This window comes from Kineococcus aridisoli (assembly GCF_050871885.1).
Lineage (GTDB): Bacteria > Actinomycetota > Actinomycetes > Actinomycetales > Kineococcaceae > Kineococcus.
Window position 1 is genome coordinate 1 of the sequence record NZ_JBJLSF010000082.1, and the last position, 22,221, is coordinate 22,221.

Here is a 22,221-nt window from a genome sequence, read left to right on the forward strand (position 1 = left end):
CCCGGCGCCCCCCCCCCCCCCCCCCCCCCCCCCCCCCCCCCCCCCCCCCCCCCCCCCCCCCCCCCCCCCCCCCCCCCCCCCCCCCCCCCCCCCCCCCCCCCCCCCCCCGCGGCGGGCGGCGGGCGGCGGGCGGCGGGCGGCGGGCGGCGGGCGGCGGGCGCAGGTCAGGCGCGGAACCGCTGCGAGTGCTCGGGGGTGGCCGCGGCCAGCGCCTCGCGGATGCCCTCGGCACCCGCCTCGGCGCCGTAGACCGGGGTGCCCGGCTGCTGGCGCCACGACTCGGCCAGGGGGCCGGCGTCCACGACGTCGAAGCCCAGCTGCTCGACGAGACCGGTGACGAGCGCGCGGGCCTCGGCGTCGTCGGCCGCGACGGGCAGCGCCCGCCGCTCCGGGTCGCCCGGCCGGCGGGCCGCCGTGACCAGGTGCTCGGCCCGGATGCCGTTGAAGGCCTTCACCCAGCGCAGCCGGCCCGCGGGGTCGAGCGTGCGGGCGGTCCAGACCGTCTCCGGCATCCCCGCCTCGATCTCCTCGATCCGCCCGTCGCGCTGGGGGTAGTAGTTCCCGGTGTCCACCACGACGCCGCCGTCGGGCAGCACGTCCAGCACCGCCGGCCCCAGCGCGGGCACGCTCTTCAGCGGGACGGTGACGACGACGAGGTCCGCGCCCAGCGCGGCCTGGCCGGCCGGCACGGCGCTGGCGCCGGTCTCCTGCGCGAGGTCGGCCAGGGTCTGCGGCCCGCGCGAGTTCGCCACCCGCACCTGGTGGCCGGTCGCGGTGAGGGCGCGCGTGAGGTTCCCGCCGATGTTTCCGGCGCCGATGATGCCGATGTTCACGAGGTCCTCCTCAGGCCGGCGCGGCGGTGTGGGCGCGGGCGTCGACGGTGGTGGGCACCCGCCGACGCTAACCCCGCCCCCGGGACCCCGCGCGGGGGCCGCGGTGCGCTCAGGCGTCCCCGGTGCGCTCAGGCGTCCCCGATGCGCACGGCGACGATCGCCACGTCGTCGTCGCTGCCCTCCGGCAGCATTCGCTCCAGCAGCTCGTCGCACAGCTGCTCGGTGGAGGTGCCGTCGAGCGCGGCGACGACCTCGCACAGCTCGGCGAGGCGGTCTTCCATGGGGCGGTCGCGCCGCTCCACCAGGCCGTCGGTGTACAGCAGCAGCGTCGAGCCCACCGGCAGCTCCGCGCGCTGCTGCAGGCGCACCTGGCCCGCTCCCAGGCCGAGCACGATGCCGTCGCCGCCGAGCATGTAGACGGTGCCGTCGGGTTCGGCGACCACCGGGGGCAGGTGACCGGCGGTGCACCAGCGGATGCCCCGCCGGCCGTCGGTGGCGCCGGCCTCCAGCTGCAGCACCACGGCCGTCGCCAGCGTCGTGATGCCCAGCCCCTCCAGCAGGGAGTCCAGGCGGTGCAGGACCTCGTCGGGCTGGGCGGCGCGGTCGTAGGCCAGCCCCCGCACGAGCGTGCGCAGCTGCCCCATCGCGGCGGCCGCCGAGACGTCGTGGCCCATGACGTCGCCGATGACGACGACGGTGGAGCCGTCGGGCTGGGTGAAGGCGTCGTACCAGTCGCCGCCGACCTGGGCGGCCTCGGCGGCCGGGCGGTAGCGGGTGGCCACGGCCAGCCCCGGCGCCTGCGTCGGCGGGGTCAGCATGCTGCGCTGCAGCGTCTCCGAGGACCTGCGCTGCTGCGCGTACAGGCGCGCGTTCTCCAGGGCCACCCCGGCGCGGGCACCGAGGTCGGCGGCGGTCTGCAGGTCGTCGGGGGTGAAGGGGGGCCGGTCCGGGCCCGAGAGCAGGGTCAGCGAGCCGGTGATCTGCCCGCGGGCGCGCAGCGGCACCACGATCGCGCTGCCCAGGCCCAGGCGGCGCAGCACCCGGGCGGTCTCGGCGCTGGTGTTGGCGTCGACGTGGGCGTCCTCGACGGTGATCAGCGTGGGGCCGAGGGCGCCGCGCAGCACCTGCATCGAGATGGAGCCCTCGCCGAGGCCGCTGGTCAGCTCCTGGAAGCGCGCGGCGTCCGCGGCGCGGCGGGGGTCGGCGTGCGAGGCGCGGATCTGGCGGGTGCGCCCGCCGGGGTCGAGCGTGGTGGCGAACGCCCACTCGGCGAAGGAGGGGACCACCAGCGAGGGCAGCAGGTCCTGCGCGGCCTCCGGGTCCAGCACCTCCGACAGCTCGTCGGTCACCGAGGACAGGAACTCCAGGCGCCGCTTGGCGTCGCGGGCCACCGCGAGCGCCGCGTCCCGCTCGCGCTCGGCCTGCACGCGCATCGTCACGTCGGACTGCACGCCCACGAAGTGGGTCAGGCGGCCGGCGGAGTCGTGGATCGGGGAGATGACGACCTCGTTCCAGAAGGCCGTCCCGTCCTTGCGGTAGTTCAGCAGCAGCTCGGTGACCGTCTCGCCGGCCTCGAGCGCGCGGCGGATGCGCCGCACGGCCTCGCGGTCGGTGTCCGGGCCCTGCAGGAAGCGGCAGTTCTGCCCGAGGACGTCCTGGCCGTAGCCGGTGACCTTCTCGAAGGCGGGGTTGACCCACACCAGCGGGTTGTCCGGCTGGTGCGGGTCGGAGATGGTGAAGGCGAGGTCGCTGGCCAGCACCGCGCGGCTGTGCAGCTGCTCGGCGGACTCCTGCGCGTCGCGGACCAGCTGCTCCTCGCGCAGCGGCAGCAGCACCACCAGCGCCAGGCCGGCCAGCTCGTCCACGCGGGCGTCGTTCAGGGGCAGGCCGATGACCCACAGGTCCTCGCGGACCTCGGAGATGTCGGAGCTGCGGGCGGCGGTGACGCGCTCGCCGTGCACGGGCTCGCCGTGCGCGATGCGCGACAGCGGCGGGGCCGGCATGCCGGAGCGCGGGTCGGACAGGTCCGAGCCGTCGGCGGCCTGCAACCCCGCCGAGCGCGACCACTCGTCCACGGGGCACGGCAGCCGCACGCCCGGGGCCAGCTGCTCGGCCAGCGGGTTGGCGAACAGGACGGTGCCGTCGGAGACCTGCACCAGCAGCACGGCCCCCGGCTGCCCCTGCATCACGCGGGGCAGCGGGTCCGCGACGGTGTCGCCGGCGAAGGCGGCCTTCATCCCGTCCATCGGATCGACTCTAGACCGGCCGTGGACGGGTCGCACCCGAGACCCCGGCCGGTCCGCCACGCGGGTGAACGTCCGGTGAACGTGCCGCCGGCGGGCTGCGGCGCGGCGCGCGGGGTGCCGATCGGAGCGGGCACGCACCCCTCGCCCCCCTGGAGCAGTCCCCCGTGAGCAGCCCCGTCACCGCCCCTCCGCTCAACCCGCTGGCGCGCTGGTTCGCCGGCCTGAAGGTGGGCACCCGGCTGACCGCGGCCACCGCCGTGGCGCTCGCCGCGGCGCTGTGCGTGGGGCTGGTGGCGCTGCTGGTGGTGCACGACCTGCGGGAGCAGCGCCAGCGGGAGGTCGGGCGCGCCGTGCCCTACATCACCGGCCTGCAGCAGGCGGCGCTGGCGGCCAAGGCGGCGGCCACCGACGAGCGCGGCTACTTCCTCACCGGCGACGCGGAGTTCTCCGCGGAGGCGCTGGGCCGCGAGGAGACCTTCGACGCGGCGCTGGAGCAGGCGCGCGGTGCGGCCGCCACGGCGGCCGAGCGGGCGCTCGTCGAGGACGTCCAGCAGCAGGTCGACGCGTGGTTCGACGCGCTCGAGGCCGAGTTCGCCCTCGCCGGCACCGACCGCGCCGCGGCCCTGGAGGCCTCCTTCGGCGCCAACCGGGACGCGCGCAAGACCTTCGAGACCCTCCTGGCGGACGAGACGGAGCGGGCGGGCTCGGCGCTGGCCGCCGGCACGTCCTTCACGGCCACCGCCGACCGCGGGCAGGTGCTCGTCGTCTCGCTGCTGCTGGGCGCGCTCGTCGTGGCGGCCGGGGTCGGCATCGCCGTGGTCCTCAGCGTGGTGCGCCCGCTGCGGCGGCTGGTGGCCGTCCTCGGCCACGTCGCCGACGGCGACCTGACCGCGCGGGCCGGCATGGGCGGGCGCGACGAGATCGCGGTGACGGCGCAGGCCCTGGACCGCTCCACCGGGCGCTTCCAGGGCGTCGTGGCGGAGATGTCGGCCAGCGCGCTGGCCCTGGCCGGCTCCGCGTCGGAGCTGACCGCGGTGTCGGGGGCGCTGTCCCGGGGCGCCGAGGAGGCCAGCGGCCAGGCGCGCGGGGTGGCCGCGGCGACGGAGGAGATCTCCACGAGCATCGCGACGGTCGCGGCGGCCGGCGACGAGATGAGCGCGGCCATCCGCGAGATCGCCACCTCCACCGTGGACGCCTCCGCGACGGCCGCCGCGGCGGTCGAGCGCGCCCGCGCGGCGGGGGAGACGCTGGACCGCCTGTCCGCCTCCAGCCGCGAGATCGGCGACGTCGTCAGCCTCATCACCTCCATCGCCGAGCAGACCAACCTGCTGGCCCTCAACGCCACGATCGAGGCCGCCCGGGCGGGGGAGGCCGGCAAGGGCTTCGCCGTCGTCGCCGGGGAGGTCAAGGAGCTGTCCGCGCAGACCGCCCGCGCCACCGACGAGATCACCCGCAAGGTGGCGGCCACCCAGCAGGACGCGGCGGCCGCCACCGGCGCCATCGACGAGATCGACGAGATCATCTCCCGCATCGACGGCCTGCAGGCCACCATCTCGGCCGCGGTGGAGGAGCAGTCGGCCACGACGGCGGAGATGGTGCGCAACGTCGGGGAGGTCTCCGGCGGGTCCCAGGAGATCGCCGGCGCCGTCAGCGGCATCGCCTCCGCGGCCGAGCGGACGACCGCGAGCGCGACGTCCACCGCGCGGACCGCGGCGGACGTCGAGCAGGCCGCCACCCGTCTGCGTGATCTCGTTGGTACGTTCCGTCACTAGTGACACCGGGACAGCTGCGGGGTGTCGTCCCCGTGAACGCGCGGGGTGCACACTGACGTCGTGATCGCCTCCTACGACGAGTGGCTGGACGGCCTCGACGCCGAGATGCGCGACGAAGCCTGGTACTGCCTGATCACGGGCAGCTACTCCCGGCGCCTGCTGGAGTCCCTGCGGCGCGACGGGCCGGTGATCTCCCCGCGCGAGCGCGGGCTCGACGCCCCCGAGAAGGCCCAGGCCGGCGAGCCGCTCGGGGCCAACCTGCAGACCTTCCTGCGCGAGCGCCTCGCCCGGCTCGTGCGCCAGCCCGCGGGCTCCTAGCCCGCGGGCTCCCCGCGCTCCCGGCGCCTCCCCGCGCGCGGCTCACGCCTCCCCGAGCGCGCCCAGGTCGGCCGTGGCCTCCCGCACGGCCCGCGCCACCGCGTCCGCCGGCACCGGCCGCGACAGCAGGTAGCCCTGCGCCAGGTCGCAGCCCACCTCCCGCAGCAGCGCCAGGTGCTCCTCCCGCTCGACGCCCTCGGCCACCACCTGCAGGCCGAAGACGTGGGCGCAGTGCACCAGCAGCCCGACGAGGGCCCGGTCGGCGGCGGTGCCCGAGACGAGGAAGCCGCGGTCCACCTTCAGCGTGTCCAGCGGCAGGGTGCGCAGCTGCTCGAGGGAGGTGTAGCCGGTGCCGAAGTCGTCCAGGCTCAGCCCGACCCCGCTCGCGCGCAGGCGGCGCATGGTGTCCAGGACGTCCTCGTGCTCCATGAGCACCGTCTCGGTGGCCTCCAGGACGAGGGCGTGCGCGGGCAGGTCCGCCGCCGCCAGCGCCTGCGCGACGTCGTCGAGCACGCCCCGCCGGGCCAGGTGGCGCCCGGAGAGGTTGACGGCCACGTGCACGTCCGCGTCCACGGTGCCCTCGGCGCGCCAGGCCGCCAGCTGGCGGGTGGCCTCCCCGAGCACCCAGCGCCCCAGCTCGCACACGAGGTCGCTGCGCTCGGTGACGGGGACGAACAGGTCCGGGCGGACCAGGCCGTGGCCGGGGCGGTCCCAGCGCACCAGCGCCTCCAGCCCCCGCAGCCGCCGCGTCGCGACGTCGACGACCGGCTGGTAGTGCAGCAGGAACTCCCCGGCGCCCAGACCGGCGCGCACGGCGGCCTCCACCTCGGCCTGCTCCTCGAGCTCGGCGCGCAGGTCGTCGTCGAAGACCCACGAGCGGGCGCCGCCGCAGCCCTTGGCGCGCGCGGCCGCCGTGACGGCCTCGTGCAGCAGGACCTCGGCGTCCACCGCGCGCCCGCCCGAGCGCACGGCGACGCCGACGCTGCACGTGATCTCCAGCAGGTGCCCGTGCGAGGGCACGTGCAGCGGCAGCCGGGTGAGGCGCTCGGCCACGGCCGGCAGCGCGTCCTCGCCGGCGACGTCCTCGACGACGACGGCGAACTCGTCGCCGCCCAGCCGGCCGACGACGTCGCCGTCGCCGACGGCCGCGGCCAGCTCCCGCGCCACCGACGCCAGCGCCTCGTCGCCGGCCAGCTCGCCGTGCTCGTCGTTGATGCGCGCCAGGTGGTCGACGTCCACCACGAGCAGGCCCAGGGGGCGGCGGCGGCGCTCGGCCAGGTCCAGGCGCGCGTGCAGCAGCTGCAGCACGCCGGCGCGGTTGGGCAGGCCCGTGAGGGCGTCGTGCACCGCCTGGTGCGCGGCCTCGGCCCGCACCCGCTCGCGGGCCCGCGCCGCCTCCACGGCGTCGCGCATCGCGAACTGCATGCGGGTGATGCCCAGCGCGGTGACGGCCACGTTCGCGGCGGCCACGGCCCACAGGTGCGCCGGGTGCGGCCGCACGACCTCCGGGAAGAGCATCAGCGCGGGGATGACGCCGGTCACCACGAACAGCCCCGGCCGCCCCGGGGAGGCGGGCGCGGCGCTCTCCTCGCCGTCGGCCAGGGGGCGCATGGCCGGGTGCAGACCGGCCGCGCCCCAGCACAGGGAGGCCGCCAGCCCGAGCGCCGCGCCCAGGCCGCCCGGCGCGCCCGCGCCCCCGGCCGGCGCGGGCAGCAGGTCGGCGACGGGCAGCAGCGCGGTGCCCACCGCCAGCAGCCGCACGGCCGGTGAGCGCAGCCCCGCCGTCGAGGTCAGCCGCACCAGCAGCGCGATGAGCAGCAGGTCGCCCAGCGGGTCGCCGAGCTCGCGCAGGCGCGCCGCGGCCGGGCCCGCCGCGCCGCCGAGGGCGGGGTGCACCAGGTGCATCCACAGCGGCAGCGCCAGGGAGACCACCGTGATGGCGACCTCCAGGCGCCCCGTGGCGCTCGTGCGCCGCCCGCGGGTGAAGGAGACCAGGCCCGCCGCCAGCAGCGGGACCGCGGCCAGGTGCGCGGCGTCGGCCAGCCACGGCAGCGGTGCGGGGCCGGCGGGCAGGCCGGGCCCGCCGTGCAGCAGGTCGCCCAGCGCCCGGCACAGCTGCCCGGCGGCGACGAGCAGCCACGGCGTGCGCCGGCCCGGGCGGTGCAGGCGGATCCCGGCCACCAGCACCAGCGGGGTGGCGAGGGCGACGGCGAGGTGCAGGCCGGAGCGCGCCGACGGCGAGGTGACCAGCGGGGTGGCGAGAGCGGCGGCGGACCCGGCGGCCAGGAACAGCCACCAGGCGGCGCGCCACCGCTGCGGACGCGCGCTCACCGCTCCAGCACGGCGGCGCCGTGCCCCGCCGGGTGGCCCACCGCGTGCACCGCCCCGGGTTCCGCGACGACGGTGGTGTCGCGCCCGGCCTGCTTGCCCCGGTACAGCGCCGCGTCGGCCGCGGCCATCACCTCGTCGGCGCCGGCGCCCGGCTGCCACTGGCAGACGCCGGCCGTGCAGGTCTGCCCGTCGGGCACGGCGCCGCGCACGCGGTCCACGACGGCGAGGGCGTCCTGCGCGTCGCAGCCGGGCAGCAGCAGCGCGAACTCCTCCCCGCCCCAGCGGGCGAGGGTGTCCACCTCCCGCAGGTGCGTCGCGGCACCGGCCGCGAACTCGCGCAGCAGCTGGTCGCCGGCCAGGTGCCCGCGGGTGTCGTTGTACTCCTTGAAGCGGTCCAGGTCGAGCAGCGCGAACGTCAGCGGGGTGCGGTCGCGGGTGGCGTGCGCGATCCCCAGGCGGGCCACCTCGTCCCAGCCGCGGCGGTTGGCCAGCCCCGTCAGGGCGTCGTGGTCGGCGGCGGCGGCCAGCTGCGCGAGCAGGTCGGCGCGGGTGAAGGCGTGCGCGGCCTCGGCCGCCAGGCCGGTGAGCAGGGCGGCCGTCGTCGGGTCCAGCGCGGCGACCCGCTCGCGCCAGACGATGCCCAGCACGCCGATGACGTGCCCGGCGGCGTCCAGCACGGGCTGCCACGCGCCGGACACCGTGCCGCACAGCTCGACGAGGGCGGGGTCGGCCCGCGGGTGCCGCGGGACGTCGGCCACGAACACCGGCTCGCCGCGCAGGTACGTGCCCGGCACGAGGGCCGTACCGCCGTGCAGGGCGATGTCGAGGACGACGCCCTCGGGCAGCCCGACGCTCGCGGTGGACACCAGCCGGCCCGCGGCGCCGGGCTGCAGCAGGTACGCGGCGTGCGCGCGGGCGATCCCCAGCGCGGCCTCGCAGACCGCCCGGCGCGGGTCCTCGGCGGTGAGCACGGCGCGCGAGGCCGCCGCCAGCCGCTCCACCTGCGCCGAGCGCGCGGCCAGGCGGTCGTTGGCCTCGGCCAGGGCCCGCTCGCGCGAGCGCACCCCGCTGAGGTCGCTCATCGAGACGACCGCGCCGAGCAGCCGGCCCGCGGAGTCGGTCATCGTGCGCCCGCTGCACAGCACGGGCACCGCGGGCAGCCCCGCCGGGGCGATGACCATCTCGACGCCGGTGACGCTGCCCTCGGCCAGCGCCCGGCGCAGCGGGACCGCCTCGTCGGGCAGCGCAGTGGTGCCGTCGGCGGCGAACAGGTCGTAGGTGCCGGCGTGCCGGCGGGGGTCCACGTCCGCGTCGGCGTCCAGGCCGTGCCAGCGGCGGGCGGTGTCGTTGAACATCACCAGCCGCCCCTGCGCGTCGGCGACGACGATGCCGGTGCCGACGCTGGCGAGGACGGCGTCGGTCAGGCGCCCGCGCCGCTCGGCCTCGCGGCGCAACCGGGCGGCCTCGTCGCGGCCGGTGGCCAGGGCGGTGCCCAGCACGGCGAGGAAGACCGCGTAGACCTGCACCACGAGGGCGCGGACGGTCTCGTCGGCGATCGCGGCGAACGGCCCGTGGCCGCGCAGGGTGGCCACGACGGTCACGGCGGCGACGACGAGGTCGGTCAGCAGCACCACCCCTGTCGGGAAGCGCAGCGCCGCCCAGACGGTGATCGCCATCGGCAGGAACGACAGCGGCAGGCCGTCGGTGAAGCGGAACACCAGCAGGTACGCCGCCAGGGAGGCCAGCAGCGCGGCGCCGAGCTCGGCGGGACGCCGGCCGGCGCCGACCGGCTCGGGCCCCTCGGGCCCCTCGGACCCCTCGGCGGCCGCAGGCCGGTGCCGGTCGCGCCGCCAGCGCACCGCGTGCACCAGGCGCAGGACGACGGGGGCGACGAGGACGATCCCCGCCGCGTTGCGCACCCACCAGACGGCGAGCACCGCGGGGACGAGGTCCTCGCCGAGGACGGCCAGGACGCCGGCCCCGACGGCCACCGAGGCGCCGGCGGCGGCGCCGGCCGCCGCGAGCAGCAGGGCGAACTGGCCGTTGGAGACCGGCCCGGGGGCGGCCGGGAACCACCGGTCGCGCAGCGCGGTGAACACCAGCGCCGGGGCGAGGTTGCTGAGCACCAGGCCCGCGGCCAGGGCGGGGCCCGCACCGGTCGCGGTGTTGATCGAGAACGTGGCGCCGGCGAGCAGGGCGGTGTCCAGGCGCCGGGTCCCCGCCCCGCGCTGCACGCAGAACCAGGCGGTGGCGACACCGGCCGCGGGCCACACCAGGCTGAGGCCGGAGCCCTCGGCGGCGGTGAGGCGGCCCAGGAGCACCGCCGCCGCGAACGCGGTCGCGAACGCGAGGCTGCGGGCCAGCGCGCCGGCGCTGGCCCGCTGCGCGCTGCGGCCGCTCACCTGGAAGGGATCGGCGCGGGCGCCGACGGGGTTGAGGCGGCCAGCGAGCGCAGCAGCTCCCCGGCGGGCACCGGCCGCGAGTGCAGGTAGCCCTGCGTCAGGTCGCAGCCCAGCCGCCGCAGCTCGGCCAGCGTCGCCGCGTCCTCCACGCCCTCGGCGACCACGCGCATGCCCAGGTGGTGGGCCAGGCCGACGGTGCCGGCCACGACGGCCGCCGTGCGGGGGCTGGTGAGCAGCCGGGCGGTGAAGGAGCGGTCGACCTTGACCTCGGTGGCGGGGAAGTCGGACAGGTAGCCCAGCGAGGAGTAGCCGGTGCCGAAGTCGTCGATCGACAGCTCGCAGCCGCGATCGCGGATCGCCTGGCAGACCGCCAGCGCCCGGTCGGGGTCGCCCACGAGGGTCGTCTCGGTGACCTCCACCACCAGGCGGGAGGGGTCGGTGCCGGTCGCGACGACGTCGTCGAGCAGGTCCAGCAGCGCGTCGCCGGCCAGCTGGCTGGAGGAGACGTTGAACGACAGCCGCAGGTCGTGCCCGGCGGCGCGCCAGCGGGCGAGGTCGGCGGCGGCCCGCGCGAGCACGCGCGCGGTCAGCGCCGGCATGAGCCGCTGCTGCTCGACGAGGTCGAGGAAGCGGAACGGCGGCACAAGCCCGCGGGAGGGGTGCTGCCAGCGCACGAGGGCCTCCACGCCGACGACGCGGCCGTCGGCGGCCGACACCTGCGGCTGGTAGTGCACGACGAACTGCTCGTGCCCCTGCCCGGCCCCCTGCCCGGACGCGTCGGCGAACGCCGCGCGCAGGTCGTCGGTGAGCGCGGCCCGCTCGCGCAGCTCGCGGTCGAGGGCGTCGTCGTGCAGGGCGACCCCGCCGCCGCGGCCCTTGGCCACGTACATGGCCGCGTCGGCGCGGCGCAGCAGCTCCGGGCCGGGCAGCGGCGCACCGGCCGCCCCGTCCGCGCCGGTGGGCGCCACGGCGACCCCGACGCTGCACCCGGCGGTGCGCACCCCGTCCAGCTCGGCCTCCCCGGCGACCTCCACCAGGCGCCGGGCGACGGCGTCGGCGTCCCGGCAGCCGCCGCCGGTCAGCAGGATGGCGAACTCGTCACCGCCCAGGCGGGCCGTGAAGGTGCCGGGGGGCAGCGCGGCGCGGAAGCGCTGGGAGACGTGGCGCAGCAACCGGTCCCCGGTCTCGTGGCCGAAGCGGTCGTTGACCTCCTTGAAGCCGTCGAGGTCGGCGAGCACGAGGGCCGCGGGCAGGCCGCCGGCGGTGGCCGCCTCGAGCGCGGCGCTGAACGCCCGGCGGTTCGGCAGCCCGGTGAGGTCGTCGGTGCGGGCCTCGTGACGGGCCCGGTCGTGCCCGCTGACGGCGCGCACCAGGTGGGCCACGCGCCCGCTCAGGCCCAGCACGGCGAGCACCGCCCACGCCGAGGACCACTCCAGCCCGCCGCGCGCGTCCAGGCCGCCGACGGTGATGACGGCCACGGCCACCAGCAGCGCGGCGACGGCGGTGACCGTCGCGGCCAGCGGCGAGACGGCCATCAGCCCGGTGGAGCGGTCGGGCAGGTGCGCGGCGCGCGCCACCGCCGCGGCCAGCGCGATCCAGCTCAGGGCCAGCAGCAGCCGCACGCAGGGGTCCGTCTCCCGGGTCGCGGCCACCAGCTGGGCGCAGACGACGCCGGCGGCGGCCACCAGCAGCAGGTGGGTGGAGGCGGCGCGCAGCAGCCCCGCGCGCCGGCCGGCGTCGAGCAGCAGCCCCCACACGACGCCCACGCCACCGGCCATCAGCAGCCGGAACTGCAGCTCCAGCGCGCTCAGCGGGCTGCGCAGGACGCCCCGCTCCACGAGGAGGTCGCCCACGGCGGCCAGCGCCAGCACGCAGCTCACCGCCAGCAGCCAGGCGCTGCGGTCGGAGGTGACCGAGTGCACGCGCGCGTAGTGCACGAGCCCGCGCAGCATGCAGCCGACGGCGGCCAGGGCGGGCGCGCCGGCGGCCGCGACCTCCCACCGCACCGGCGCGCCGGCCGCGTGCACGAGCGCCGCGCCCGCGGCGCCGACGGTGAGCAGCCCGACGGCGGCGGCGTGCGAGAGCCAGACGGTGCGCTCGCCGTCGTGGCGCCGGGCGCGCCGCACCAGCGACCACCAGCACGTGCCGAGGGCCAGCACGAACAGGAGGCTGACGAGCGCGCTCACGCGACCGGCGCCTTCCGCGGGGCCGGCGAGCCCGCGCGCGCGGCGGCCAGCAGCGCCCGCACGTCCGCGGCCGGCGCGGGGGGCGCGTGCAGCGGGCCCTGGGTGACGTCGCAGCCGAGGGCGGCCAGCGCCTGCAGCGTGCCGGTGTCGGCGACGCCGTCGGCGACGACCTCCAGGCCCAGGTGGTGGGCCAGGTCCACGGTGCCGGCGACGATCGCGGCGGTGCGCGGGTCGGCCAGCAGCCGCGCGGTGAAGGAGCGGTCCACCTTCACCGCGGTGGCGGGCAGGGTGGCGAGGTCGGCCAGCGAGGAGCCCCCGGTGCCGAAGCCGTCGATGACCAGGCCGATGCCGCGGGCGGTGATCTGGTGGCAGGTCAGCAGCGCCCGCTCGGGGTCGTCGGACAGGCAGGCCTCGGCGATGCCGACGGCCAGGCGGGAGGGGTCGGTGCCGGCGTCGACGACGTCGTCGAGCAGCGCCAGCAGCGCGGGGTCGCCCAGCTGGTCGGCGGAGACGGCGAACGACAGCCGCAGCTCGTGCCCGTCGGCCCGCCACGCGGCGAGGTCGGTGGTGGCGCCCCGCAGCAGGTGGGCGGTGAGGGGACCCAGCAGACCGCGCTGGGCGGCCAGCGGCACGAACTCGGCGGGGCTCAGCGTCCCCAGCACGGGGTGCTCCCAGCGCAGCTGCGCCTCGACGCCGGTGACCGCGCCGGTGCGCACGTCGACCTGCGGCTGGTGGTGGACGCGGAACTCCTCGCGCACCGCGCCGCCGGGGCCGCTGAAGGCGGCCCGCAGGCGCTCGGACAGGTCGCCGCGCCGGCGCAGGCGCTGGTCGGCGACGGCGTCGTGGCGGGCGACGCCGCCGCCGCGGCCCTTGGCCACGTACATGGCCGCGTCGGCGCGGCGCAGCAGCTCCTCGCCGTCGGTGCCCGCGCCGTCGGTGCCCGCGCCGTCGGTGCTGGCGACGCCGATGCTGCAGGCGACGGCGTGCACGCCGTCGAGGGGGTGCTCGACGGCGACGGCGACGAGCCGGGCGGCGGTGTCGGCCGCGGCGGCGGCGCTCGCCCCGCGCAGCAGGACGGCGAACTCGTCCCCGCCCAGGCGCGCCAGCAGCCCGCCCGCCGGCAGGACGCCGGTGAAGCCCCGCCCGACGTGCTGCAGCAGCCGGTCACCGGTGGCGTGCCCGTGGCGGTCGTTGACCTCCTTGAAGCGGTCGAGGTCGACGAGCAGCACGGCCAGCGGCCCGCCGGCCGCCGTCGCGGCCTCCAGCCCGGCGGCGAAGGCGCGCCGGTTGGCCAGCCCCGTCAGCTCGTCGGTGGTGGCCTCGCGGCGCACCCGGTCGTGGTCGACGAGCTCGCGCACGAGGCGGTGCAGCCGCAGCCCCAGGCTCGCGACGGCGGCGCCGGCCCACACCACCGACCAGCGCAGCTGCCCGCTGCCGGGGGTCAGCGTGGTGGCCACGAGGACGGCGACGGCCGCCAGCAGCGCCCCGAACGCCGTCGTCGTGGTCGTCAGCCGGGAGGTGGTGATGGTGCGCCGCGGCACCCCGCCCCGCCGGGAGGCCCAGGCCAGCGACAGGGCCAGCGCCACCCACGCGGCGGCGGCTCCGACGCGCACGAGGGTGCCGTAGGGCACCAGCGCGGCGTGCAGCTGCAGGACGAGCAGCACCGCCAGCGAGGCGCCGAGCGCCCAGGGGGTGGGGGCGCGCAGCGCGCCGGCGGAGCGCGCCACCTGCAGCGTCGTGACCAGCACGACGGCGACGAACCCGGCCACGAGCAGCCGCAGCTGCAGCTCCAGCCCGCTCGAGGCCGTCGGGAACCACCCGCCCTGCAGCAGCGCGTTGCCGGCGGCGGCGACGGCGAACGCGCAGCCGGCCCCGACGGCCCAGTCGGCCGGGCGGTGGGTGGCCGAGTGGACGCGGTTGTAGTGCGACAGGCCCCGGTAGACGAGCAGGCAGGCGGGCAGCGTGGACGGGCTCACCACGAGGGCGGCGGTGCGCGCCGGGACGCCGGCCGCGCCCAGCACGGCCAGCGCGGTGGCGGCGGCGAGCAGGACGCCCACGGCCGCGGTGTGGCAGCGCCACACCGCCTGCTCGCCGTCCGCCTGCCGGGCCCGGCGCACCAGGACGGCCAGGGCGAGGGCGAAGCCGCCGAAGCGCAGCACGTCGAGCAGGACCACGACGACTCCTTCGACCTCGTTGGGCTGTTCGCGACCTCCGCCAGGGGTTTGTCGGCCGCGCGGGTGGTGGGGCTGATCCGCCGTGCGGGTGTCAGTCCCCCGGGTGGTGCCGGGAGGCGGTGCGCTGCGGGACCGGGTAGGTCCTGCTCAGCTGCTCGCCCAGCAGGGCGCGCGGCACCGCCGGCGAGTACAGCCAGCCCTGCCCGAGCGGGGCGCCGATGAACCGGCAGACGTCGGCCTGCGCCCGCGTCTCCACGCCCTCGACGACGACGGTGAGCCCGAGGCGGGTGGCGAGGTCGACGACGCAGGTGACCACGGACTGGCCGTTGACGTCCTCGGTGAGGGAGCGGGTCAGCGAGCGGTCGATCTTCAGCACGTGCACCGGCAGCCGCCCCAGGTAGCCGAAGGCGGAGTAGCCGGTGCCGAAGTCGTCGATGGCGATGCGGCAGCCCAGCGCGGCCAGCTCGGTGACCACGCGCTCGGCGGGGGAGTCGCTGTCGAGGAAGACGGACTCGGTCAGCTCCAGCGTCAGCAGGTCCGGGGCGATCCGGTGCTGCTCGAGCACGTCGCGGACGATGTCGGCGAAGCCGGGCGACTGCAGCTGCACGACGGAGACGTTGACGGCCAGCGCGACGCCCACGCTGAAGACGCCCGCCTCGTACGCGCAGCGCACCGCGGTCCGCAGGACGTGCTCGCCGAGGGCGACGACGAGGTTGGACTCCTCGGCGACGGCCACGAACTCCACCGGGGGGATGCGCCCCAGGACGGGGTCCTCCCAGCGGGCCAGCGCCTCGAACTTCTCCACCCGGCCGGTGGTGAAGGAGACCACGGGCTGGAAGTGGACGTCGACGTCGCCGTCGCGCACGGCGTGCACGAGCCGCTCGCGCAGCGCGCTGCGGCGGGCGTGCTCGGCGGCCACCGTCCCCGAGTACACCGAGGTCGAGCCGGCGCCCAGGTGCCGGGCGTCGCGCAGCGCGATGTCGGCGTGGACGAACGGCTCCAGCACGTCGCGCCCGCCCCCGTGCCCGTGCCCGCGCCCGCCCCCGCGCCCCGCGTCGTGCTCCAGCGGGCAGGCGGCGATGCCGGCGGTCGCCGTCAGCGGGAAGCGGCCGGCGCCCTCCACCCGGGCGGGGGCGGCGGCGACGGCGGCCACCAGGGTCTCGGCGTGCCGCAGGCACCAGGCGGGGTCGCCGGGCAGCAGGACGGCGATCTCGTCGCCGCTCGTGCGGTAGGCGGACCCGCCGAGGCCGTCGGCGACGGCGGTGACCTCCTGCGCGGCGGCGCGGATGAGGGCGTCGCCGACGGTGACCCCGAGGACGTCGTTGACGTCGTCGAGCCCGACGAGCTCCATGAGCACCAGCGACTGCGCGCGGTCGGGGCGGGTGAGCGCGCGCTCCAGGGCGGTGCGGTTGCCGAGGCCGGTGAGGCTGTCGTGCAGCGCCTGGAAGCGCAGCCGGGCGGTGGTGCGGTCGATGGAGCGGGCCGTGGCCGCGTGCCGGACGGTGAAGGTGACGAGCACGCTGAGGTAGAGCCCGAAGAGCACGGGGTCCGCGCGCGGGGAGACCACGAGCGCGACGATGTCGACCAGCAGCACCGGCCCCGGCACGAGCGAGGCGACCTCCAGGCGGCGGGCGGCGCGCTCGGCGGCCTCCCCGCCGTGGCGCACGACGCCGTCGCGGGGCAGCAGCACCAGCCCGCAGGTGCCGGCGGCGAGCGCGAGCAGCGCGGCGGGGGCCGCGAGCACGGGCAGCTCGGTGGCGACGAGCGCGCACAGCGCGACCGCGCAGCCGTGCACGACGAGCGCGACGGCCGGCACCCGCAACCGCGGCTGCTCGACGGCCAGCGCGATCGCCGAGCAGGACAGCACGGAGGTGACGACCAGCACGAGCACGGTCGTGGCGGCCCAGCCGGGCGGCCCGGCGTTGCCGGCGCGCGAGGAGAGGTCCCACAGCGCGGTGGCGAGCGCGCTGGCGAGCATGAGGGCGTCGACGAGCAGCGGCGGGTCGTCGCTGCCGGCGCGGGCGCGCACGAGCAGCCGCAGCAGGACCAGCACCGCACCCGCCTCGCCGGCGGCCAGCGCGAGGTGGTCCAGCGGGAAGGGGCCCAGCCGCGCCTCGCCGGCCAGCCCGGCGCAGACGGCGCCGACGCCCCAGACGACGCCGACGACGAGGTAGGCGGGGGAGTTGCCGCCGTGGCGCAGCGCCACGAGCGCGGCCGCGCACGCGGCGACGGCCGTGACCCCGGCGACGACGAGCGCCCGGCTCACCAGCGGCAGCGCCGGCGTCCCGGCGGTGGCCAGCGCCGCGAGCACCACGGCCAGCACCAGCAGCCCCGCCCCCCCGGCGAGGCGGCCCGCGCTGGGACGCGTCACGGAGAGGGGGGCGGACACGCTCTCAGGTGTCGGCGCGCGGCCTCTAGAACTTGACCTGGTCGTGACCTGCGGGGTACTGGCGCTCCAGCTCGTCGGCGAGGCGGTCGGCGGTGACGGCCGCCGAGTACAGCCAGCCCTGCCCGAGCCCGGCGGAGATGGAGCGGCAGATCGCCGCCTCCTCGGGGGTCTCCACGCCCTCGACGACCACGGTCAGGCCCAGGCGGTTGGCCAGGTCCACCACGGCCGTCACCACGGAGCGGCCGTTGCCGCGGGCGGTCAGCGACTGCGTCAGCGAGCGGTCCACCTTCAGCACGTGCACCGGCAGCCGGTCCAGGTAGCCGAAGGCGGAGTAGCCGGTGCCGAAGTCGTCGATGGCGATCTGGCAGCCGAGGCGGGCCAGCTCGGTGACCACCCGCTCGGCGGGGGAGTCGGTGTCCAGGAAGACGGACTCGGTCAGCTCCAGCGTCAGCAGGTGCGCGGGCACCTCGTGCCGGGCGAGGATGCCCCGCACGGCGTCGGCGAAGCCGGGCGCCTGCAGCTGCACGACGGAGACGTTGACCGCCAGCCGCGCCCCGGCGGCGAAGACGCCCGCCGCGCGGGCGGTGGCCACGGCCCGGCGCAGGACGTGCTCGCCGAGGGCGACGACGAGGTTGGACTCCTCGGCGACGGCGATGAACTCCACCGGGGAGATGCGGCCCAGCTCCGGGTCGTCCCAGCGGGCGAGGGCCTCGAACTTCTCCACCCGGCCCGTCGCGAACGACACGATCGGCTGGTAGTGCACGTCGACCTCGCCGGCGGCGATGGCCGCGGCCAGCCGCTCGCGCAGCAGCAGCCGGCGCGCGTGCGCGGAGGCGACCTGCCCGGAGTAGACGGAGAAGGCGCCCGCGCCGTGGGCGCGGGCGTCGCGCAGCGCGAGGTCGGCCCGCAGCAGCGGCGCCATCGGGTCCGCGGCCGCCGGGTCCGCGCTCTCCACCGCCCGCTCCGCGGGGCCGGCCTGCCCGGGGCGCACCCCCTCCACGCACGCGATGCCGGCGACGGCGTCCAGCGGGAACTGCCCGGCCCCGGCGACCTGCAGCGGCGCCGCGCCGATCGCGGCCACGAGCGCGGGCACGTGCCGGGCGACGGCGTCGGGGGTGCCGGGCAGCAGCACGGCGACCTCGTCGTGGCGCACCCGGAACGGGGTGCCGCCCAGCGGCTGCACCTGGCGGGCCAGGTTGGCCGCGGCCGCGTGCAGGACCTCCTCGCCCGCGGCGACGCCGAGGACGTCGCCGATGTCGTCGAGCCCGGCGACCTCGAAGAGCACCAGCGACTGCGTGGTGTCCGGCTCGGTGAGCGCGGCCCGCAGCGCGGTGCGGTTGGCCAGCCCGGTCAGCGGGTCGTGGTGGGCCTGGAAGACCAGCCGCGCCGTCGTGCGGTCCACGGCGCGGGCGGTGGCGGCGTGCCGGACGGCGAACGCGGCGAGCACGCCGATGAGGAGGACGAACCACACGGGGTCGGCGCGCGGCCACAGGGCGCACACCACGAGGTCGAGCACCAGCAGCGGCCCCGGCACCAGCGAGGCGACCTCCAGGCGCCGCGCCGCCCGCTCGGCCGCCGCCCCGCCGTGGCGGACCAGCCCGCCGCGCGGGGTGGTGGCCATGCACACCAGGCCGCCCAGCGCGGCGAGGACGGCCGCGACGGCGGCCACGGCCGGGCGCTGCGGCGCGGTGATCGCCACGACCTGGGTGCCCAGCCCGAACACCGCCATCCCGACGCCGGGCCGCCGCAGCTGCGGCAGCTCGATGGCCAGGGTGATGGCGGAGGCGGACACGAACGAGCCGGCCGCGATGACGAGCGCCGTCGTCAGCGCCCACCAGGCGTCGCCGCCGTACCCGGCGCGGGCGTAGCCGTCCCAGGCGACGGTGGCCATGACGGTGCCGAGCATGAGGGCGTCGACGAGCAGCGGCTGCTCGTCGCGGTCGGCGCGGGCGTGCCGCAGCTGGCGGCCGACGACGACCGCCATCCCCAGCAGCGCCAGGACCGCCACGAGGTGCACCAGGGGCAGCGGGCCGACGCGCGCGCCGGGCGCGGCGCCGGCGAGCACGGTGGCCGCACCCCAGGCGGTGCCGCCGGCGGCGTAGCGCAGCAGGCTCGCCCGCGCCGCGCCGCGCACGAGCAGGGCGGCGACGGCGGTCACCAGCAGCCAGCCCAGCCCCACGAGGACCGTCGGGTGCGCGGCCGAGTCCCACCGGGCGTGCGCCAGCACGGCACCCGCCCCCGCGCAGGCGAGGACGAGGCCGCTGAGCCCGGCCCGCCAGGGGACCCGCACGTTCGTCACGGGGGAGTGCATCGGGACGCGGGGGTGCCACCTGGATCGGCCACCCGTGGGGTCGTCGCCCCGCCAGCGGTGACAGATCGTGATCTTGCACGCCTCCCTGGCCGGTCCCCGCGCCGGTCGCCGCGCGGCCTTCAGGACCGGTGCCTGCGGGAGGGAGCCGTTGCGGGATCCCGCCCGTCACAGCCTGCAACGGACCGCCCCGACGGACCGCTCGGCCTGCCCCCTCGGGACTCACCCACACGAGTCACACCACCCCCCGGCCCGTGCGTGACTGGTGACGCCATCCGATGTGACTACGCCGGATGGGTGAGGTGGGGCAGGCGGGACGAGTGAGGTGCCTCGTTACCAAACTGTAACAATCAGTGATGCACGGCAAAACCGCAGGTCACAGACCGTGTGGGCACTGCGACACGCCGTAAGACCTCAGGTTCTTTCGTTACTGCCAGTGGTGCTGGTGTGACTCTCGTGTACGTTCTGATCTGTCACCAAGCCACTGCGCTGCGTAGCGGAGCGGCAGGGTGGCATGGCTCGCACTGAGCCGGCCCCTCGTGGGGGGGAACATCACTTCACACTGCCTTGGAGGCAATCGTGACCGCAGCAACCTCCCGGTTGCGCCGGCGTGGTATCGGGGCCGGCGTTGCGGCTCTTGTTGGTCTGACCGGCCTCGGCTTCGCCGCGGTCCCGGCCCAGGCTGCGCCCACCTTTGACATCACCCGTCCCGCCAACACGGCCGACCGCTTCGAGACCGCCGCCAGCATCGCGCTGGCGACCGCCCCGAACGGCGCTGCCAACGTCATCGTCGCCAACGGCGACAACGCGGTGGACGCCCTCGCTGCGGCTTCGCTGGCGGGCACCACCATCCCGATCCTCTACGTGCAGTCGAGCGGCGTGCCGGCGGCCACCGCCAACGCGCTGCGCACGCTGAACCCGACCACGACGTGGATCGTCGGCGGCACCACCGCCGTCCCGACCGCGCTCGAGGCCAGCCTGCCCGGCACCAAGCAGCGCATCCAGGGCGCCGACCGCTACGCGACGGCCGCCAACATCGCGCAGCGCGTGTACGACAACGCCACCACGAAGCCGACCGCGGCCTTCGTCGCCCGCGGTGACGACTTCGCGGACGCCCTGGCCATCGCGCCCTACGCCGCCAAGGCGGGCGTGCCGGTCCTGCTGACCGAGACCGGGACGCTCAACCCGGCCGTCAGCGCCTTCCTCTCGCGCACCGGCATCAAGAACGTCACCGTCCTCGGTGGCACCTCGGCCGTGTCCACGAACGTGGAGACCGCCCTGACCACCGGTGGCGCCACCGTCACCCGCATCCAGGGTGACACCCGCCAGCAGACCGCGGTCAACGTGGCAAACACCCCCGCCTTCGGCTTCTCGCGCACCGGTGTGACCCTCGTCAACGGCTTCCGCCCGGTCGACGCCCTCCCGGCGTCGGTGTGGTCGGCCCAGAAGAACTTCCCGATCATCTCCACCGACGGCACCCAGCTCGGTGCCGCGGCGACCGGGTACCTGGACGCCAACAAGGCCACCCTGGTCACCGGCTTCGCCGCCGGTGGTGCCACCGCCATCCCGGAGACCGTCGTGACCGCGGCCGAGACTGCCGGTGGCGCCTCCGCCAGCAACCAGGGCTTCGCTGTCGCTGGTGGCGGTACGGCTGTCGCTTCGGTCTCCGGTGTGACCGACGCTACGTCGACCCGTGGCGCCCTCACCTACACGGTGACCGGCCTGCCCGCCAACAGCACCGTCGCCATCAACCTGTTCCCGGCGACCGGTACCGGCGCCCCGACGGTCGGTGCCAACGGCTCCGTCACCTTCACCGCTCCGCAGAGCGGTGGCAGCGCCGTGGCCGGCCAGGCCCAGGGCGCCCGCACCGGCAGCGCGACCACCGCCTTCATCACCTCGGTGAACGGCGTCCCGGTCTCCGGCACCACGACTGCTGCCATCAACAGCGTCAACACCGGCGCCAACGGCACCCTGACCTTCGTGGTCAACAGCTACGGCCCCGACTCGGTGGTCCCGGTCGTCTTCGCCAACTCGGCGAGCGGCAACAACGCGCTCGACGTCAGCGCCGCTGGCGTCCCGTCCGAGGCCTTCGGTGTCGGCCCCGCCGCCACCTGGACCGCGCCGGCCGCTGGTGCGGGCACCTACGGAGACGCGACTAACCCGCTCGTTGTCGCATCCGTGAACAAGACGGCCAGCACCTTCTCTGCTGCCCGCGCCGCCAGCACCGGTGTGACCGCCATCGCGCCGGCCACGTTCACCTACGACAGCAACGACACCTTCTTCGTTGGCGCGTCGCAGGTGACGCAGGCGGTCTTCGCTGCGGCCCTCAGCCGCAACGACACCGTGTACGCCACCATCGCTACGGACCCGTCGCTGCCCAGCACCTTCAACCTGGTCGACGCGGCTCCCACCGCGCCGGGCTCCCAGGCCGTGGTCGCCGGCACCCCGGCCAACACGGCCCGCAACGTCACCTTCGCGGACGTGGCGGCTGACAGCTACAACGTCTACCGCGCGACGGTCCCCTCGGGTGGTTCTGCTCCGACCCCCAACGCGACCAACTACACCCGCGTGGGCACGGTCACCGACACCAACTCGACGGCCACCCCGGCGTACACCTACAGCGACACCGGGCTGACCGCGGGCACGACGTACGCGTACTTCGTGACCTCCGTCCAGGACGGCGACGAGTCGGCCTTCCCGGTCGTCGGCTCCGTGGTGACCAGCACCACGGCCGCCGCCGCCGCCGACACGACCGCTCCCACGCTGACCGACGTGCGTCTCACGACGAGCGCCGGCCTGAGCGGCACGCTGGACACTGGTGACGTCATCACTCTCGCCTTCAGCGAGCCGGTGGCGGCGCCGGCGTCGGGGACCCCCGCGATCCTGCGGGTGCGTGACGCTGACGGCAGCATCGGCAACATCAACGTCTACGGCACGGGCGCCAACGCGACCGCTGCGCAGGCCGGTGCGGCTCAGACGATCAACGGCGCCTCGGTGCCTGCGAACCAGATTGTGGTCGTCACGCTGACCGGCGCGATCGTCACCAGCGCGGCGGGGACCAACCCCGACGTGCAGATCCCGGCGACGATCACCGACCAGTCCGGCTTCGCCGACGCGGCGACCAACGCTCTCAACGTCGGCGGCAGCGCGGACGTCGTCATCGACGTCGAGAGCTGACGATCCACTGAGGCGGCCGGCCACGACGGCGACCGCCTGACGAGGAGTCACCGCTGAGAGACGGGGCCCGCGCGCACCGCGCGGG

At 76.9% G+C, this 22,221-nt stretch carries 11 protein-coding genes; 3 read left to right on the forward strand and 8 right to left on the reverse strand.

The annotated features are described in order from the left end of the window. Positions 1–164 precede the first annotated feature (164 nt). Positions 165–833, reverse strand: a complete 669-nt coding sequence (locus tag ACRYM2_RS18355) for an NADPH-dependent F420 reductase (protein ID WP_432523875.1) — start codon at positions 831–833, stop codon at positions 165–167. 128 nt (positions 834–961) lie between these two features. Continuing rightward, positions 962–3,079 carry a SpoIIE family protein phosphatase gene (locus tag ACRYM2_RS18360; RefSeq protein ID WP_432523876.1) on the reverse strand — a complete coding sequence of 706 codons (2,118 nt, stop codon included), beginning with the start codon at positions 3,077–3,079 and terminating at the stop codon, positions 962–964. Between the two features lie 164 nt (positions 3,080–3,243). Between ACRYM2_RS18360 and ACRYM2_RS18365 the strand changes: the two genes are divergently transcribed. Both ACRYM2_RS18365 and ACRYM2_RS18370 read left to right on the forward strand, forming a co-directional pair. Then, positions 3,244–4,851, forward strand: coding sequence for a methyl-accepting chemotaxis protein (locus tag ACRYM2_RS18365; RefSeq protein ID WP_432523877.1), 1,608 nt, complete (start codon positions 3,244–3,246; stop codon positions 4,849–4,851). Between the two features lie 60 nt (positions 4,852–4,911). Further along, positions 4,912–5,169: a hypothetical protein gene (locus ACRYM2_RS18370; RefSeq protein WP_432523878.1), complete on the forward strand. Its 258-nt coding sequence runs from the start codon at positions 4,912–4,914 to the stop codon at positions 5,167–5,169. A 42-nt stretch (positions 5,170–5,211) separates the two neighbouring features. Here the strand turns inward: ACRYM2_RS18370 and ACRYM2_RS18375 are convergent, their stop codons facing one another. The 6 genes from ACRYM2_RS18375 to ACRYM2_RS18400 form a co-directional block, all read right to left on the reverse strand. Next, positions 5,212–7,500, reverse strand: coding sequence for a putative bifunctional diguanylate cyclase/phosphodiesterase (locus tag ACRYM2_RS18375; RefSeq protein WP_432523879.1), 2,289 nt, complete (start codon positions 7,498–7,500; stop codon positions 5,212–5,214). Next, positions 7,497–9,902: a diguanylate cyclase domain-containing protein gene (locus ACRYM2_RS18380; RefSeq protein ID WP_432523880.1), complete on the reverse strand. Its 2,406-nt coding sequence runs from the start codon at positions 9,900–9,902 to the stop codon at positions 7,497–7,499. The genes ACRYM2_RS18375 and ACRYM2_RS18380 overlap by 4 nt, the downstream gene beginning before the upstream one ends. After that, positions 9,899–12,088 carry a putative bifunctional diguanylate cyclase/phosphodiesterase gene (locus tag ACRYM2_RS18385; RefSeq protein ID WP_432523881.1) on the reverse strand — a complete coding sequence of 730 codons (2,190 nt, stop codon included), beginning with the start codon at positions 12,086–12,088 and terminating at the stop codon, positions 9,899–9,901. Before ACRYM2_RS18385 ends, ACRYM2_RS18380 begins: the two co-directional genes overlap by 4 nt. Beyond that, complete coding sequence (locus ACRYM2_RS18390; RefSeq protein WP_432523882.1) at positions 12,085–14,262, reverse strand: putative bifunctional diguanylate cyclase/phosphodiesterase; 2,178 nt, start codon at positions 14,260–14,262, stop codon at positions 12,085–12,087. The genes ACRYM2_RS18385 and ACRYM2_RS18390 overlap by 4 nt, the downstream gene beginning before the upstream one ends. Positions 14,263–14,353: 91 nt before the next feature. After that, on the reverse strand, positions 14,354–16,651 hold the full coding sequence (locus tag ACRYM2_RS18395; RefSeq protein WP_432523883.1) for a putative bifunctional diguanylate cyclase/phosphodiesterase: 2,298 nt from the start codon (positions 16,649–16,651) through the stop codon (positions 14,354–14,356). 25 nt (positions 16,652–16,676) lie between these two features. Then, the gene (locus ACRYM2_RS18400; RefSeq protein ID WP_432523884.1) at positions 16,677–18,950 is read right to left on the reverse strand and encodes a putative bifunctional diguanylate cyclase/phosphodiesterase; all 2,274 of its coding nucleotides are present in this window, start codon (positions 18,948–18,950) and stop codon (positions 16,677–16,679) included. Positions 18,951–19,538: 588 nt separating this feature from the next. Between ACRYM2_RS18400 and ACRYM2_RS18405 the strand changes: the two genes are divergently transcribed. Next, the gene (locus ACRYM2_RS18405) at positions 19,539–22,136 is read left to right on the forward strand and encodes a cell wall-binding repeat-containing protein (protein ID WP_432523885.1); all 2,598 of its coding nucleotides are present in this window, start codon (positions 19,539–19,541) and stop codon (positions 22,134–22,136) included. The last annotated feature ends 85 nt before the right edge of the window (positions 22,137–22,221 follow it).

Coding starts and splice junctions, on each gene's coding strand:
- ACRYM2_RS18360 (WP_432523876.1), bottom strand. CDS start 3,079: ATGGACGGGATGAAGGCCGCCTTCGCCGGCGACACCGTCGCGGACCCG.